This window comes from Candidatus Pseudothioglobus sp. Uisw_086, from assembly GCF_048085745.1.
GTDB lineage: Bacteria > Pseudomonadota > Gammaproteobacteria > PS1 > Pseudothioglobaceae > Pseudothioglobus.
On record NZ_CP159803.1, the window covers coordinates 133859 to 150523 of the forward strand.

A 16665-nucleotide genomic window follows, 5' to 3' on the forward strand; every position below is an offset into this window, starting at 1 on the left:
AGCTTAAAGCGTATAATAAAAGGCCCGAATTAAGTCGGGCCTTTTGTATTGTTAAAACAAAAACGAATGAATAAAAGTAAATATTACCCAGTAATTGTTGTTGGTGGAGGACATGCTGGAACTGAGGCAGCTCTTGCATCAGCTAGAATGGGTGTCGATACATTGCTAATAACTCATAATGTGGAGACACTTGGGCAGATGAGCTGTAATCCTGCGATTGGCGGTATTGGTAAGGGCCATCTTGTAAAAGAGATTGATGCAATGGGTGGAATAATGGCAAAAGCTATTGATGTATCAGGTATTCAGTTTAGAACACTAAACGCATCTAAAGGACCTGCTGTTAGGGCTACCAGGGCTCAAGCAGACAGAATATTGTATAAAGCAGCCATAAGAAGCAAAATTGAAAATCAAGAGAATCTAAGTTTATTTCAGCAGCCAGTTGACGATCTAATTATTGAAAATAACAGAGTTAAAGGCGTCATAACGCAAATGGGCTTAAAATTCTTTGCAGATAAAGTTATCTTAACTTCAGGCACTTTTTTAGGTGGAATTATTCATATTGGTAAACAGAATTATCAAGGAGGAAGGGCTGGCGATGCTCCAGCTAATGTCTTATCTGAACGACTACGCTCGTATGATTTAGGTGTAGGGAGGCTCAAAACAGGAACTCCACCTCGCCTTGATGGAAGAACAATTAACTATAACGTCCTACAAAAACAAGAGGGTGATACTCCACTACCAACCTTTTCATTTATGGGGAGATCAACTGATCACCCAGAACAAATTCCATGTTTTATTACACATACGAACGCAAAAACTCATGAATATATTGCTAATGGCCTAAAAGACTCGCCACTCTATAGTGGAAAAATAGAAGGCGTTGGCCCGCGATATTGCCCTTCAATTGAGGATAAGGTTGTTAGATTTGCAGAAAGAGACTCACATCAAATATTCGTTGAACCGGAAGGTCTTACAACTCATGAAGTATATCCAAATGGCATTTCAACATCGCTAGCATTTGAAGTTCAAGAGGATTTTGTTAACTCTATTAAAGGTTTTGAGGATGCAAAGATCATTCGTCCAGGCTACGCCATTGAATATGATTTTTTTGATCCAAGAGGGTTAAAACAAACACTAGAAGTTAAGAAAATATCAGGTCTTTTCTTTGCAGGACAGATTAATGGTACTACTGGTTATGAAGAAGCCGCTGCACAAGGTTTGCTTGCTGGAATTAATGCTGCATTACAGGTTCAAGAGAAAGGCCCTTGGACTCCTAAAAGAGATGAGTCTTATATTGGTGTTATGGTTGATGATTTGACGACCAAGGGAGCATCAGAACCTTATCGAATGTTTACCTCTCGAGCTGAATATCGCCTTTTACTTCGAGAAGATAATGCTGATGAGAGATTAACTCCACAAGCTAGAGAAATGGGACTAGTTGATGATTTACGTTGGCTTTCTTTTAATGGAAAATATGAGCAAGTAGCGAATGAGAAAAAACGTTTAAAGTCTTTTTGGGTTCAGTCAGGAGACGCCCAAGCAGAAAAAGTTTTGGGAATAAAGCTTAGTCATGAATATAGTTTAGAGGCCCTGTTAAAAAGACCAAATATTGACTATAAGCTGCTCAGTCAAATTGAAAATGCAAAACCCTTTCTGGAAGATAGGATGATTATCGAGCAAGTAGAAAATCAAATTAAATATGAGGGCTATATAAAACGACAATTAGATGAAATTGAAAAATATCGTAAAAATGAGAATACTAAGCTTTCATCAGATATTGATTATAGTGAGATTAAAGCCCTATCCAATGAGGTTAGGCAAAAGCTTAATGAATACAAGCCTGAGACAATTGGTCAAGCTAGTAGAATTCAAGGCGTAACCCCAGCATCAATTTCTATTCTATTGGTTTTTCTGAAAACTTACAAAGCCCTCTCATGAATGAAAACGAGAGGCTGCTCTGCGAAGGGGCAGAGTTAATGAATATTGATCTCTCAGAGTTTCAAGTGCAGCAGCTCATTAAGTTTCATGCGTTAATTATTAAATGGAATAAGGTATACAATTTAAGTGCCATACGCGACCCTCTAGAGTCAATTAAAAAACACTTTTTGGATAGCCTTTCAATATTAAGTTTCATAAAGCCTGGATTATTACTAGATGTCGGCTCTGGGGCTGGTTTACCTGGGATTATTATTGCAATTATGATGCCTAAAACTAGTGTTTTTGTCATCGATAGTGTTGGCAAAAAATGTCGATTTATGCAAACTGTAAAAACAGAACTTTCTTTGATTAATGTAACAGTAGTTAATAGTAGAGTTGAGTCATTTAGGCATCATGAGTCTTTTCCTCAAATAACATCCCGAGCATTTTCAGATGTTGCGAGTACTATTGAAAAAGTGAAGCATTTAATAACGGATGATGGTCGCTACTTAATGATGAAAGGTGACAATATTGATGAAGAAACTATTCAAAAAATGAAGGCAAAAGTGCATATTTTAAAAGTTCCATTTGTTTCAGATAATCGTTCACTTTTAGAAATTCAGCTATAATTTTTATTTATGGAAATAATAGACTCTCATTGCCACATAGACCGAGTTGACTTAGATGCTTTTGGAGGAAGTATTGAGTCAATGCTCAAACATGCCAGTGAGCTCTCTGTAAAGAAATTCCTATGCGTCTGTATTGATTTGGAGCATTTTGATCAAGTTCACGATCTTGCATTAGCACACTCTAATATATATTCGTCAGTTGGCGTGCATCCAACAGAAACTAATTGTAAAGACCCAACTACAGATGAGTTACTTAAATATGCAAAAAGTGACAGAATCATTGCAATTGGTGAGACTGGTTTGGATTATTTTCATGTTAAGAAAGATCAGGCTGATTGGCAAAGAGATCGATTCCGTAGGCATATTAAGGCGTCCAATATTTCGGGTAAACCTCTGATTATTCATACCAGAGAAGCTAAATCTGATACTATTAAAATTCTCTCTGAAGAGAAGGCTGAGTCAGCCGTTATGCATTGCTTTTCTGAGGATTGGGAAACTGCCAAGGCGGCATTGGATCTTGGGTATTATATTTCTTTTTCGGGTATTTTGACGTTTAAAAGTGCTCAATCTTTGCGTGATGTAGCAAAAAAAATACCTGCTGAGCGTCTTTTGGTTGAAACAGACTCGCCATATTTAACCCCCGTTCCTAATAGAGGAAGGCCAAATAGTCCAGCCTATACATACTATGTAGCAGAAAAACTTGCAGAAATTCGTAATACGAGTATTTCTGAGATTGCTAAAGTTACCACTGATAACTTTAATCGGCTATTTTTTTCGTGACCTTATGACTACTCATGATGCTCCAAGGTTCATAAGTGTTGATGAATTTTCAATTGGACAGCGCCTTGATAATTATCTAATTAAGCAGCTTAAAGGTGTCCCAAAGTCTCGCATTTATCGCATTATTAGAAAAGGCGAAGTCCGCGTCAATAAAGGTAGAAAAAAAGCAGACTATAAGCTTGTTTCTGAAGATATTATTCGAATTCCACCTATTAGAACCTCCACCGAAAAGGATATTAAGCCATCTGATGGACTGCTTAAGTTGCTTAATTCCTCAATTCTTTATGAGGATAAAGGCTTATTAGTGCTTAATAAGACACATGGAATGGCAGTTCATGGGGGAAGCGGTGTCACTATTGGAATTATTGAAGCACTTAAAAGTCAATACAAAGAACCTATTGAACTTGTTCATCGACTTGATAGAGGGACATCAGGGTGTTTGATTCTTGCAAAAAAACGGTCAGTCTTAAAATCATTTCATGAACAGCTAGTTCATCATCAAGTGGAAAAGCGTTATATTGCACTTGTTAAAAATAGCTGGAGCAAGAAAAAGCATACCATTGATGCGCCAATTTATCAAAACTCAAGGAATAGTGTTATTGATTCGAAAGGAAAAGACTCAGTAAGTCATTTCCACCCTATTAAAAATTTTCTTATGGATGATGAAAGTGCCTCGTTAGTTGAAGTTGTTATAGAAACTGGAAGGACGCATCAAATCAGGGTCCATGCAAAGCATGCTGGGCATCCAGTTGCCCAAGATGATAAGTATGGCGATAATAGTTTTGATCAATTGATGAAAAAGAAGGGGTTGAGTCGACTTTTTTTGCACGCTAAATCAATTGTTTTTACAAACCCTATTACTAATGAGATACAAAAGGTAACAGCCCCATTGCCAAATGATCTTGAAGAATTTTTAAATAAACTATGAATGCGTATATTCGCTTAATGAGGCTTGATAAGCCTATTGGGTCATTACTCCTTTTATGGCCCACATACTGGGCTTTATTTCTGAGTGCAAATGGATGGCCTGATTTAGATATATTGTTCATTTTCACTTTAGGAGTTTTTATAATGAGAACTGCTGGGTGCGTTATTAATGATTTTGCAGATCGAAAAATTGATAAGCTCATCATAAGAACTCAGAAAAGGCCTCTTGCTACTGGAGAAATTTCATCTAATTCCGCGCTAGTATTATTTGGCCTATTATTATTGATTGCATTAGGCTTGGTTCTTCAAACTAATATCTTAACTATTAAATTGTCTTTAATTGCCGTTCTTCTGGCAACTTTATATCCTTTTACAAAGCGCTGGACTAATTTGCCGCAACTAGTTTTAGGCGCTGCATTTGGAATGAGCGTGCCTATGGCTTTTAGTGCTCAAACTGGAGTGGTTCCTTTAAATGCCTGGCTAGTTTTTATTGCAACTCTAATTTGGACTTTGATTTATGACACTTTTTATGCGATGGCTGATCGCGATGAAGATTTAAAGATTGGAGTAAAGTCAACAGCAATTCTTTTTGCAAAGTACGATCAAATTATTATCACTTTATTGCAAATTTTATTAATTATTGTGCTTATATTAATTGGCAATATTTTCGATTTAGGATTAATTTATGACTTTTCTTTAGTGATTATTTCATTTTTTATGATTTACCATCAATTTCTACTGAAAAAACGCCAAAAAGAAGAATATTTTAAGGCATTTCTTAATAATAATTTCATTGGTATGACTGCATTTTTAGGGATTTTTCTTTCGGTAATCATCAAGGCATAAGTTTTGTTGTTTTTTTGCAACATTTCAGCAAAATTACATCATTTTTGGCTATTTTTTCGCTTTTTTTCATCAAGAAAACTTGACACTCTGTTTTTGTTACTATAAAAAGTCCATCAATCAGCAAGAATGTTGATTATTTTAAAAACAAATGGAGAGAAAATATGTTAAGTAATGTAACTGGTTGGATAAAAAAATTAACTGAAGCTGGTGTTGGTCTTGTAGCACTTGCAGTTGTTGTTCAAGTAATATTTGGTTCAAGTGCTTCATTCCTACCTGGTGATGTTGTTGCTAGGCTTACTGATATGATCGGCGCACTTGGTGGTGCTGGCTTAGTTGGTTTAATTACAGCAGGATTGTTGTACACGATCTTTTCTAAGTAATACGTATTAACTCAATAAAAAACCCGCCTTATGGCGGGTTTTTTATTATTTGAATGAAATATTATTAAATACTTAATTTTATTATGTTGAATCTATTTTTTAGTCATCACGCACCTAGAAAACTTGACATAGTGATTTTGATACTATAAAAAGTTTATCAATCAGCTGGAAATCTGGTTGTCTTAAAACAAATGGAGAGAGCATATGTTAGATAATGTAATTGGATGGGTAAAAAAATTAACTGAAGTAGGTGTAAGTATTATTGCGCTTGCAGTTGTTGTTCAAATAATTTTTGGAAGTCAGGCTGCATTCCTACCTGGCGATATTATCGCTAGACTTACGGATATTATTGTTGGACTTGGAGCTGCAAACTTAGTTGGTTTAATTGCCGTTGGTTTGCTGTACAAAATCTTTACTAAGTAATACATATTAACTCAATAAAAAACCCGCCATTAGGCGGGTTTTTTATTATTTGAAAAAGATGGGGTTAAATCCCTCGAAGAAGCTCATTAATTCCAACCTTAGACCTTGTTTTAGCGTCAACCTGTTTAACTATAACGGCGCAATAAAGTGAATAGCTGCCATCTACTGATGGAAGGTTGCCAGAGACTACAACTGATCCTGCAGGTATTCGTCCATATGTTACTTCACCCGTCATTCTATTAAAGATTTTTGTTGATTGACCAATATAAACACCCATTGATATAACGGCACCTTCTTCAACGATAACACCTTCAACCACTTCTGATCTTGCTCCAATAAAGCAGTTATCCTCTATGATTGTTGGACTCGCTTGTAAAGGTTCTAGAACACCACCAATACCTACACCGCCCGAAAGATGAACATTTTTACCAATTTGAGCACAAGAACCAACAGTTGCCCACGTATCGACCATTGTTCCAGAATCAACATATGCACCAATATTTACATAAGATGGCATTAAAACCGTATTTGAGGCTATATAAGATCCTCTCCTTGCAGTGGCCGGAGGAACTACTCTAACACCTGATGCCTGAAACTCTTTAGCTGTAGTATTTGCATACTTGGATGGCACTTTGTCATAGTACTGCGTATAACCAGATTGCATAGGGACATTATCTGCAAGCCTAAATGAAAGCAAAACAGCTTTCTTTAGCCATTCATTAACCTCCCAGTTGCCGATACTTCTTTGTTCAGCAACTCTAGCTTTTCCTGAGTCTAGGAGGTGGATTGCCTCATCAACAGCTTGTTTAATTTCATTACTTGCAGAGTCAGGGGTAATGTGCGCTCGATCTTCGAATGCTGCTTCAATAATATCTTTCATAATTGCCATAATAAAAAAAAGTTAATTATATCATTTAGAGTCGATTTGGACTTCTCTAATGTTCGTGCTGATGGTTATGATGATGCTCATAAGTTGCCATCAAGTCATGGATTTGATCAGCAAACAAGTCATTAAATTGAGCATCTTTCAATATGGATTCGGGGAGTCCCTCACAGCAGATATGATGATAAAGGCACAGAACTTGAGTTGATTCTTTCATTACTCTATGAAGATCATGTGACACCATAAGTACAGCACAGTTTTGCTTTTGATGAATATCCTGAATTAATTTATAAAGCTGCATTTGCCCATCAACATCAAGGTTTTGTGCTGGTTCATCTAAAATCAACACATTAGGCTTATTTAGAAGTGCTCTAGTTAGTAAGACTTTTTGCAATTCACCACCTGAAAGATTTTTGAGCGGCATTTTAAATAAATCTTCAATACCAGTAAGCTCACAAGTTTGAAGCGTGAACTCACGATCAAATTTTTGATTTAATGTCAAAAAATCAATAACAGATATAGGTATGTATGGATTTGCTGTAAATGATTGAGGCGTATAACCAAATTTTAAATTATCGCTATGTATTATTTCTCCAGAATCTTGTTTAATAACACCTAAAAGAATTTTAATTAATGAGCTTTTTCCAGCGCCATTAGGACCTATTAATGTAATAAACTCACCAGGATGAAGTTTAAAGCTGACATCATCAAGGATATTTTTCCCATTATGACTAAGGCTAATATTGTTTAGAGTTATGAGAGCATCTGACATTAGTATATTTTATCTAACAATTCATGCATGAGCTCAAAATATAAAGTTTGAAAGTTTAAATTCATCAAGTAGTTTCCAATAAAAAAACTTGGTTTAGAGGTAAAATTTGAGAATGAATCAGCAACTCATTTTAGTAGATGGCTCGGCGTTTTTATTTCGCTCCTATTTCTCAACGCTATCTCAAAACTTGACAAATGAAAGTGGCTTTCCTACTGGAGCTATGTTTGGTGTTGTAAATGCGATAAAACATCTACAAAGGAAGTATCAGGACGCAAAGATTATTATGATTTTTGATGCAAAAGGTTCAAATTTTCGTCACGAAATGTTTCCTGACTACAAAGCCAATAGAAGCCCAGCAGAGGATGATTTAGTTGTTCAGATTGAACCCCTTTATAAAATAGTTAGGGCAATGGGCTTTCATTTTTTATGCGAGCCGGGTGTCGAAGCAGATGATGTCATTGCGACGTTATCTAAGCTTGCTGGTGAAGAAGGCATTGAAACAATTATTGCTAGTGGGGACAAAGACCTTTTCCAATTAGTCGGAGGCAATATTAAGCAACTTGACATGAAAGGTAAGCTCTATGGTGAGGAAGAAATTAAAGAGAAAATGGGAGTTAATCCAAACCAAATATTAGATTTACTGGCATTAACGGGGGACTCAGCTGACAACATACCTGGAGTGCCTAGTGTTGGACCAAAAACTGCGTCAAAGTGGCTTGAGCTTTATGAAAACATTGAAGGCGTTAAGGCTAATGCAGAAAAGATTGGTGGTAAGGTTGGTGAAAAACTAAGGGAATCTTTTGAGATATTGGATCTTTCTTATAAATTAGTTCAGCTAAAGTTTGATGTCAAGCTTCCTTTAAATATCTTATTGGATGAGCCCGGAGAAAAAAAAGAGGAGTTACTAGATCTTTTTAGAGAGTATGGTTTTTCAATGTGGCTTAAGCAATTAGGTGAAAAGACTGCACCTAAAATTGCTCAAAATGATGAGCAGGTGACTGATGAAACTCCCAGCCCTGTTTCTAGTATTGCTCTTAAAGAATATTCTCAAAATCTAATACTTACAGATGAAGACTTTTCTGGATTGCTTACTAAGCTGTCCAATAGTGAATCTTTTGTATTTGATTTAGAGACGAATAGTCTTAACTATATGGAGGCTGAGATTGTTGGCCTTGTTTTTCTTATTGAGAAAGATAGTTATTATTTACCAGTTGCACATGACTACTTAGATGCGCCAGTTCAGTTGGCTAGACATAAGGTAATGGCATCTTTAAAGCCCTTGCTCGAGAATAAAGCTATTGGCAAAGTTGGTCAAAACTTAAAATATGATGCCCATGTTCTTGCTAATATTGATATTAGTCTAAATGGCATTATTGACGACACTATGTTGAAATCTTATTGTTTGAATTCAGTTGCAAGCCGCCATAATATGGATGATTTAGCCTTACATTATTTGGGGCACAAAACAATTCATTACGCAGATGTTGCTGGCAGCGGAAAAAAACAACTAACCTTTAACCAGGTTGATATTAGTGAAGCAATGCCTTATGCGTGTGAAGATGTCATTGTAACAAATGAGCTAAATAATGTCTTGGAATCAAGGCTTCAAGATTATCCTAAAGTGATGCTGCTTTATAAAAGCATAGAGATTCCATTAATAAAAATTATGTTGAAATTAGAAAGAAATGGTGCGTTTGTTGATGAAACTTCACTCTTTAAACAACAGATTGAGGTTAAAGCTGAAATGATGAAAATTCAGACTGAAGCATATGAGGTTGCTGGCGATGAATTTAATCTTGAGTCTCCAAAACAAATTCAGCAAATTTTATTTAGTGAAGAGGGTTTTGGCCTAGAGCCAAAAAAGAAAACAGCAAAGGGCCAGCCTTCAACAAATGAAGAAGCTCTAAAATTACTTGATCACCCGTTAGTTGATTTAATAATGGCTTATCGTACTTTAACAAAACTAAATTCTACTTATTTAGAGGCCTTACCAAAACAAATTAACAGAAAGACTGGAAGGCTTCATACCTCATATCATCAAGCAGTAACTGCAACGGGTAGGCTTTCTTCTTCAAAACCTAATTTTCAAAATATTCCAATTAGAACAGAGAGGGGTGCTCAGATTAGATCAGCATTCATTGCAAATAAAGATAATGCAATCCTTGCTGCTGATTATTCTCAAATTGAGCTTAGAATAATGGCGCATATTTCACAGGATAAGAGCTTAATTGAGGCTTTTAATAATAATGTTGATGTTCATAGTGCAACAGCCTCTCAAGTTTTTGATACTGAGCTTTCAAATGTTACTAAAGATCAGCGCCGAAAGGCTAAGGCGATAAACTTTGGCTTAATTTATGGTATGAGTGCGTTTGGTTTGGCTAAACAAATAGATGTCTCTAGAACTGAAGCTAAGCAATATATTGATGGTTATTTTGAGAATTATCCTGGTGTCTTAAAGTTTATGGACGAAACTAAAGAAAGGGCTAAAGAGCAGGGATTTGTTGAAACAATTTTAGGCAGGAGGCTATATTTGCCTCAAATTAATTCGAAAAATAAAATGCTGCAGCAACACGCACTAAGAACTGCAATTAATGCTCCTATGCAAGGCTCCTCTGCAGATATTATAAAAAAAGCTATGCTCGATATCCAGTCCTGGATTGATAGAGAAAATAATGGAGTAAAAATGATCATGCAAGTTCATGATGAGCTTGTATTTGAACTTCGAGCTGATAAAGCTAAAGAGTATGGTGAAATTGTCAGGTCTATGATGTCAGATACTTTGAAGTTAAGTATTCCATTAGAGGTTGATGTGGGAATTGGAACAAACTGGCAAGAGGCTCACTAAACCGTAAGTATAGAATTTGAGTATAGGTTTATTGATGTGTTAAATTAAAATAGGTTCTAATAACCAAAAAAGTAATAATGAGTTAATTATATGAAAGAGCAACTGCAAAACCTACTTACAAAATGCATCCATGATTTAATTGATCAAGGATTGCTTAGTGAGATGCCATCAAAAGTTCGGCTAGATCACACCAAAGATAAAAGTCATGGTGATTATGCAACAAATATAGCCTTAATGCTGGCAAAGCAGGCTAAAACCAGCCCAATGAAGCTGGCGCAAGCTATTATCGACCAATTAGATGGCGCTGATTTTATTGAAAAAACAGAAATAGCTGGCCCAGGGTTCATTAACTTCTTTCTGTCAGACAAGTCGAGTACTGCCGTGATAAATGAAATTATTGAAAGTGGTGATGGGTATGGAACATCTAATATAGGAGCAGGCCAAAGTATTCTTTTGGAGTATGTTTCAGCTAATCCAACAGGACCTCTTCATGTTGGACATGGAAGAGGGGCCGCTTATGGGGCAACTGTTTCTAACCTACTAAGATCTGTTGGTTATAAAGTTGATAATGAGTACTATGTAAATGATGCGGGTAGGCAGATGGATATCTTATCTGTAAGCATTTTCTTGCGATATTTAGAGCTCTGCGAAGAAACAATAAGGTTTCCTGATAATGGCTATCAAGGAAAGTACATTAATGATATCGCCAGTAATGTTATGCAGACTTATAGTGACGCTTTTCACAAAGAATCAGCATTAGTTTTTGAAGGTATCTGCAAAGATGAGCTTGAAGGAGGAAACAAAGAGTCTCATATTGATGAGTTAATTTCAAGGTCAAAAGAGTTATTGGGTGAAGGCTTTAAATCTATTTTTAAAGTAGGTATTGAAAGTATTCTAAGTGGCATCAAAAAAGATCTAGCTGATTTTGGAGTGGTCTTTGAAAAGTGGTTTTCAGAGCAATCTTTGATTGATAACGGCCTTTCTGAGGCTAGCATTAAAAGACTTCAAGACAGTAAGCACGTTTATAAAAAGGACGGCGCCCTATGGTTTAAAACAACGGATTATGGAGATGAAAAAGATCGTGTAGTAGTCCGTGATAATGGAAATCATACTTATTTTGCTTCAGATATTGCCTACCACCTTGAAAAATTTGAGCGAGGCTATGATAAAGTAATTAATGTTTGGGGAGCTGACCATCATGGTTATATTGCTAGAGTTAAGGCTTCTGTAGCTGCATTTAATCATAACCCTAAAAAATTAGAAATCCTTTTGGTTCAATTTGCAAACCTTTATAGAGGTGGAAAAAAAGTACAAATGTCAACTAGAAGTGGGTCTTTTGTGACCTTAGAGGATTTAAGAAGTGAGGTAGGAAATGATGCTGCACGTTTCTTTTATATCCTTAGAAAGTCAGAGCAGCATATGGATTTTGATCTAGACCTTGCCAAATCAAAGACAAACGAGAACCCAGTTTTCTATATTCAATATGCCTATGCTCGAATTAACTCTGTTTTTAAGCAAGCGCAAGAAAAGGGCATAGTGTTTAATTATCAAGATGCTGATTTAGGATTATTATCAGAAGAAAGTGAAAAATCAATTTTAAGAGAGCTAAGTCGTTATAAAGGTGTCATAGAGTCTGCTGCGGTGCAGTATGAACCTCACCAACTTGCTTACTATTTACGTGAATTGGCTTCTCAATTTCACAGTTACTACAATGCCTGTCCTTTTATACTGGATGATCAAAATCTTACCCAGGCTAGGTTGACAGTGATCCACGCAACGAAACAAGTTCTCTTTAATGGGCTAACTATTCTAGGGGTTAGTTCGCCAGAGTCAATGTGAATGATCAGAGGCAAAGAGATCAAGCACTAAATATAGGTGATTCTTTCATTGTTCAAGCTCCTGCTGGCTCAGGAAAAACTGAACTTATAACTCAACGTTATTTAAAATTACTTAGCTCTGCAGATGTGCCAGAAAATATTTTAGTTATGACATTTACCAACAGAGCGGTGGATGAGTTAAAGCATAGAATAATTAGCTCGCTTAATCGAGCAAGATTGCACCCGCCTGAAGAGCCACACAAGCTCAAAACCTTTGATCTTGCCAATAAAGTGTTAGAACAATCAAGTCTGAAAGATTGGGATTTACTGAATCACCCATCTCGAATAAAAATAATTACTATTGATTCGCTGTCAAGTTTAATTGTCTCAAGTTACCCATCTATTGATCAATTAATCCCACCTCAAACAATGATTAATAATTATGAGTATGAGCAAATTTATCAGGAGGCAGCAGAAAATACCCTTCTACTAATTGAGGAGAGCGAGTATCAAGCTAGCATCTCATCTGTTTTGTTGTACCTTGATAACCATGTTGATAGGTTCTATCGGCTCATAGTTCAGATGCTCTCAAAGCGAGAGCAGTGGCTACCAAAACTATATATTGAGGGTGCTCTTGATATTAATTTATTAGAAATTCTAGCGCAAGAATTAATTGTTGAATATCTTGGAACCTTAAGAAGTACAGCATCTGGTTTGCTTGATAAATCTTTTTTTAATTTATTAGAAGTTAGTACCAGGCATGATGTTTCTAAGATTAAAAAGTTACCAGGCTCAACTATCGAAGATTTGAGAGATTGGCAAACTATCTCTGAGTTACTTTTAACGAAAAGTACCGGGAACTGGAGAAAGAAAATTGATGCTAATATTGGATTTCCAGCTGAACTTAAGGAAGAAAAACTGATATTTAAAGAAATATTAGAGAGTTTTGATTCTGAAGTTGAATTCAAAAAAATACTTAATAATTTATCTAACTTACCAAGTGCGTATTTTCCAGAATCAACGAGCAAAAGTATCAATGATATTGCACAAGTCTTAAAGTTAAGTGTTGCAGAGTTGAAGGTAATTTTTAAAGAAAAAGGTTTGCAAGATTTTTCAGAAGTTGGTATGCAAGCTATTAATGTGCTTGATAGTCGTGAAGAGGTGAGTGATATTGCACTATTGTTAGACTATCAAATTAAGCATCTACTAGTTGATGAGTTTCAAGACACTTCATATTCACAATTAAGCTTAATTGAAAAGCTTATTGATAGCTGGCAAGAGGGAGATGGAAAGTCAATCTTTTTTGTGGGTGATCCCATGCAATCAATTTATAAATTTCGTGAATCTCAAGTTGGAATTTTCCTTGAAGTCATGAAAGGTGGTATAGGTAGTCTTAAAATTAAGCCTCTAGCATTAAGCGCTAACTTTAGGTCAAATAAAAGTATTGTTGAGCAAAATAATAAGATTTTTTCTCAAATATTTCCAAACCAAGATAATTTATTGTTGGGCGCTATTCATTATTCTGAATCTAGCTCTGCTTCAAATATTGAGCAAAATGATGCGCTCACTTTTTACCCGTTTAGTGTAGATCAAGATTCTGAAGAAGCGGAGATGGTGGTTAGTATTATTAAAAAATCTATTTCAAATAATCCACATCAAGAGATTGCAGTCCTTGTAAGATCTAGATCTCATTTAAATGCCATTACATTGTTGCTTCAGGAAAGCAGGGTTAATTTTGAAGCCTTAAAAACTGAGCCATTAAGGTCTAATCTTTTTACCAGAGACTTGCTAAGTTTAGCTAGAGCATTGCTTAGTTTGGCGGATCGTTTGGCTTGGCTTTCTATTCTCAGAGCTCCATGGTGCGGCTTAAAGTTAGAAGATTTATTAGTTTTTAGTGATTCAATAGATAAGACAATTTTTAGTCAGTTAATAGATGATGATATCGTTAAGGGTTTGAGTGATGATGGTATTTTACGTTCTAGGCATTTATTCCTAGCGACTGAAGAGGCTATTTATAGTGAAGGTAAGTTCTCTTTTGTAGAGCGTTTTTCTTATGCCTTAAGTCAGCTATGTAATGAGATTGAACTAAATGAGCAAGAAAAAAGTATTAGATCTCAATTTCTTTCATTACTGAATCATTGCGAACTAAACCAAAGTTTAGATATCAAGACAATTGAATTGATGGTTAAAGATTTATATGCACCCTCCCAGTCTGCCTCTGTTAAGTTAATGACAATTCATCAGGCTAAAGGCTTAGAGTTTGATACTGTAATTATTCCTGGCCTTGGTAAAAAAGGAAAAAATGACTCACTACCCTTAATACAAATTCAAGAGTTTTCAAATAATAATATTTTGCTAGCACCTTTAAAATCTTCTTATGAAGACTCTGAGAGTAAAACTTACCTTTATTTGCAGTACTTACAAAAACAACAGGCACACTTCGAATTAATGAGAGTGCTGTATGTTGGGATGAGTCGAGCAAAAGATAAGATTCATTTGTTAGGTAGCGTTTCAAAAACTGGAAGAGCTGTCAGTGGCTCATTGCTGTCATTTTTAAGTAATTATTTTCAACAATCTATCGATGACATTCCAATTCAAGATGCAACAATTCCAGTAGAGACTTCTTTACCCAAACTTCAGCGTAATAAGATGCTCTCAACTCTTTCTAGTAGAGTCATTAATGACATTAAGCAATCCAAAAATATGCCCAGTAATATTGATCTAATTTATCAAAGTGCATTGGGTTCGATAGTGCATTACTTTCTAGAGCATTATTTATTTGAGCCATCATTTGAAAGCATTGAGGCAAGATTTAAGGAGTTTGGATTGCCGACAAAACTAATTCAGTCATATTCTAAAGCTGCCTCTCTTTTACTTCTCAATACAAAGCGTGATAAAGATTTTGAATGGCTATTTAAATATCGAGACTCTACTGAAGTCGAAGCCGAATATAGTAATTCAAGTAAAACAGTAATAGTTGATCGATTGTTTATTGAAGACGGCACTTTATGGATTATAGATTTCAAGACGGCATCGCTTAACGATGGTGAATCTATGAGCTCATTTATTGGGCGGCAAAAACAGTCACACCAAAAACAAATCAAAATATATCAAGAGGTTCTTGATGATTTTTTTAAACTCCCTTCAAAGGTTGCTCTTTACTGCCCAGCTGCAAGTCAGTTAATAATAATTTAATTGTTTTTGTATTGAAAAATTGCTGGACAAATTCCTTAATTGTACTTATGATGATTTCCAATTTGTTAAACCTATAAATATATGACTAAGAAAAATGATATCGTTGGATGGATTGATTACACTCAGAAATATGGTGATAGAAAAATAAGAACCATTAATCCTGATGTGCAGAGTGGCTCAACAGTTCTGTTTAATCATTTTGAAGATATGCAATTAGCAATGGATCATAATTATCCTGGTGTTGACTATGGAACTCATGGGCTATCTACTCAGAAAGCCTTTGAAGAAGCGATGTGTAAGCTTGAAAATGGTCATATTTCTTATGCATTTCCCTCTGGTATCAGTGCTATTACAAACACACTAATGGCCTTTACTAAAAGTGGGGATGAGGTTTTATTGTGTGACAATGTTTATAGTCCTACTGCAAGCTTTTGCCATAATATTCTTGAAAAATATAATGTAAAGATAACGCATATAGAGTCCAATATAGGTGCTGAAATCAGGCACTATATTAATGATAAAACTAAATTAATTTTTTTAGAGTCTCCTGGCTCTAATACATTTGAAATACAAGATATTTCTGCAATTGTTAAAGAGGCAAAAAAAGCTAACGTACTATCAATTTTAGATAATTCATGGGCTACACCTCTTTTCTTAAAGCCTTTGGATCTTGGTATCGACATTACCATTCAATCTGTAACTAAGTATATTTGTGGCCATTCTGATATCTTGTTGGGCTGCGCAACGGTAAACCAAAAATATGTGGATGAGTTTTCTAAATATTTTGAAACTGTTGAAAATTACGCCAATCCACAGGATTGTTATCAGGCTTTGAGGGGGCTGAGATCACTAAAGGTTCGTCTAGAGGCGCACCAAAAATCAGCCTTTGAAGTTGCGAGATGGCTTGATAAGAATGATATTATTGAGACTGTAATTCATCCTGGTCTTGAGTCTCACCCTCAGCATGACTTATGGAAGAGAGATTTTAGTGGCGCGTCAGGGCTATTTGCTTTCACATTCAAAAAGTCATATTCAGATGAACAAATTGCATTATTTGCAAATTCACTTGAAATATTTGCCCTTGGCTTTAGTTGGGGAGGTTATAAAAGCCTCTTAACTGCAAGGCCATACAAGCGAGATGGAGAATGGGTTCATGATGGAAAACATCTAGTTCGACTTAGCATAGGGCTTGAAGACTCAAGTGAGTTAATTGAAGACCTAAAACAAGGCTTCAGGGTTCTTGGGTAGTAT

At 35.7% G+C, this 16665-nt stretch carries 13 protein-coding genes; 11 read left to right on the forward strand and 2 right to left on the reverse strand.

What is annotated here, in order from left to right; translation table 11 throughout:
- Positions 1 to 66 precede the first annotated feature (66 nt).
- From mnmG to ABXT49_RS00700, 7 genes are all read left to right on the forward strand, one after another.
- The gene (mnmG, locus tag ABXT49_RS00670; protein ID WP_416652274.1) at positions 67 to 1938 is read left to right on the forward strand and encodes a tRNA uridine-5-carboxymethylaminomethyl(34) synthesis enzyme MnmG; all 1872 of its coding nucleotides are present in this window, start codon (positions 67 to 69) and stop codon (positions 1936 to 1938) included.
- Entirely contained in the window at positions 1935 to 2546 is a 612-nt protein-coding gene (gene rsmG, locus ABXT49_RS00675; RefSeq protein WP_416652275.1) for a 16S rRNA (guanine(527)-N(7))-methyltransferase RsmG, read from the forward strand. The genes mnmG and rsmG overlap by 4 nt, the downstream gene beginning before the upstream one ends.
- A 9-nt stretch (positions 2547 to 2555) precedes the next feature.
- Positions 2556 to 3326: a TatD family hydrolase gene (locus ABXT49_RS00680; RefSeq protein WP_416652276.1), complete on the forward strand. Its 771-nt coding sequence runs from the start codon at positions 2556 to 2558 to the stop codon at positions 3324 to 3326.
- 4 nt (positions 3327 to 3330) lie between these two features.
- On the forward strand, positions 3331 to 4254 hold the full coding sequence (locus ABXT49_RS00685) for an RluA family pseudouridine synthase (protein WP_416652277.1): 924 nt from the start codon (positions 3331 to 3333) through the stop codon (positions 4252 to 4254).
- On the forward strand, positions 4251 to 5099 hold the full coding sequence (gene ubiA, locus ABXT49_RS00690; RefSeq protein WP_416652279.1) for a 4-hydroxybenzoate octaprenyltransferase: 849 nt from the start codon (positions 4251 to 4253) through the stop codon (positions 5097 to 5099). The genes ABXT49_RS00685 and ubiA overlap by 4 nt, the downstream gene beginning before the upstream one ends.
- A 161-nt stretch (positions 5100 to 5260) precedes the next feature.
- A complete protein-coding gene (locus ABXT49_RS00695; protein ID WP_271537261.1) occupies positions 5261 to 5479 on the forward strand; it encodes a hypothetical protein in 219 nt (72 codons plus the stop codon).
- Positions 5480 to 5683: 204 nt separating this feature from the next.
- Positions 5684 to 5902, forward strand: a complete 219-nt coding sequence (locus tag ABXT49_RS00700) for a hypothetical protein (protein WP_416652280.1) — start codon at positions 5684 to 5686, stop codon at positions 5900 to 5902.
- A 64-nt stretch (positions 5903 to 5966) separates the two neighbouring features.
- On the opposite strand, the gene dapD is transcribed toward ABXT49_RS00700, so the two are convergent.
- Together dapD and ABXT49_RS00710 are read right to left on the reverse strand one after the other, a co-directional pair.
- Positions 5967 to 6782, reverse strand: a complete 816-nt coding sequence (gene dapD, locus ABXT49_RS00705; RefSeq protein ID WP_416652281.1) for a 2,3,4,5-tetrahydropyridine-2,6-dicarboxylate N-succinyltransferase — start codon at positions 6780 to 6782, stop codon at positions 5967 to 5969.
- Between the two features lie 55 nt (positions 6783 to 6837).
- Positions 6838 to 7557: a metal ABC transporter ATP-binding protein gene (locus ABXT49_RS00710; RefSeq protein ID WP_416652283.1), complete on the reverse strand. Its 720-nt coding sequence runs from the start codon at positions 7555 to 7557 to the stop codon at positions 6838 to 6840.
- Positions 7558 to 7669: 112 nt separating this feature from the next.
- Between ABXT49_RS00710 and polA the strand changes: the two genes are divergently transcribed.
- The 4 genes from polA to metC all read left to right on the forward strand — a co-directional run bounded on the left by polA (position 7670) and on the right by metC (position 16662).
- Complete coding sequence (polA, locus tag ABXT49_RS00715) at positions 7670 to 10402, forward strand: DNA polymerase I (protein WP_416652285.1); 2733 nt, start codon at positions 7670 to 7672, stop codon at positions 10400 to 10402.
- Positions 10403 to 10492: 90 nt separating this feature from the next.
- Positions 10493 to 12241: an arginine--tRNA ligase gene (gene argS / locus ABXT49_RS00720; protein WP_416652287.1), complete on the forward strand. Its 1749-nt coding sequence runs from the start codon at positions 10493 to 10495 to the stop codon at positions 12239 to 12241.
- A complete protein-coding gene (locus ABXT49_RS00725; RefSeq protein WP_416652290.1) occupies positions 12238 to 15414 on the forward strand; it encodes a UvrD-helicase domain-containing protein in 3177 nt (1058 codons plus the stop codon). Before argS ends, ABXT49_RS00725 begins: the two co-directional genes overlap by 4 nt.
- An 81-nt stretch (positions 15415 to 15495) precedes the next feature.
- The gene (gene metC / locus ABXT49_RS00730; RefSeq protein ID WP_416652293.1) at positions 15496 to 16662 is read left to right on the forward strand and encodes a cystathionine beta-lyase; all 1167 of its coding nucleotides are present in this window, start codon (positions 15496 to 15498) and stop codon (positions 16660 to 16662) included.
- Positions 16663 to 16665: the final 3 nt, after the last annotated feature.

What these genes read in the sequence shown, in the direction of transcription:
- mnmG (WP_416652274.1), top strand. Translation starts at nt 67, where the DNA reads ATGAATAAAAGTAAATATTACCCAGTAATTGTTGTTGGTGGAGGACAT.
- rsmG (WP_416652275.1), top strand. Translation starts at nt 1,935, where the DNA reads ATGAATGAAAACGAGAGGCTGCTCTGCGAAGGGGCAGAGTTAATGAAT.
- ABXT49_RS00680 (WP_416652276.1), top strand. Translation starts at nt 2,556, where the DNA reads ATGGAAATAATAGACTCTCATTGCCACATAGACCGAGTTGACTTAGAT.
- ABXT49_RS00685 (WP_416652277.1), top strand. Translation starts at nt 3,331, where the DNA reads ATGACTACTCATGATGCTCCAAGGTTCATAAGTGTTGATGAATTTTCA.
- ubiA (WP_416652279.1), top strand. Translation starts at nt 4,251, where the DNA reads ATGAATGCGTATATTCGCTTAATGAGGCTTGATAAGCCTATTGGGTCA.
- ABXT49_RS00695 (WP_271537261.1), top strand. Translation starts at nt 5,261, where the DNA reads ATGTTAAGTAATGTAACTGGTTGGATAAAAAAATTAACTGAAGCTGGT.
- ABXT49_RS00700 (WP_416652280.1), top strand. Translation starts at nt 5,684, where the DNA reads ATGTTAGATAATGTAATTGGATGGGTAAAAAAATTAACTGAAGTAGGT.
- dapD (WP_416652281.1), bottom strand. Translation starts at nt 6,782, where the DNA reads ATGAAAGATATTATTGAAGCAGCATTCGAAGATCGAGCGCACATTACC.
- ABXT49_RS00710 (WP_416652283.1), bottom strand. Translation starts at nt 7,557, where the DNA reads ATGTCAGATGCTCTCATAACTCTAAACAATATTAGCCTTAGTCATAAT.
- polA (WP_416652285.1), top strand. Translation starts at nt 7,670, where the DNA reads ATGAATCAGCAACTCATTTTAGTAGATGGCTCGGCGTTTTTATTTCGC.
- argS (WP_416652287.1), top strand. Translation starts at nt 10,493, where the DNA reads ATGAAAGAGCAACTGCAAAACCTACTTACAAAATGCATCCATGATTTA.
- metC (WP_416652293.1), top strand. Translation starts at nt 15,496, where the DNA reads ATGACTAAGAAAAATGATATCGTTGGATGGATTGATTACACTCAGAAA.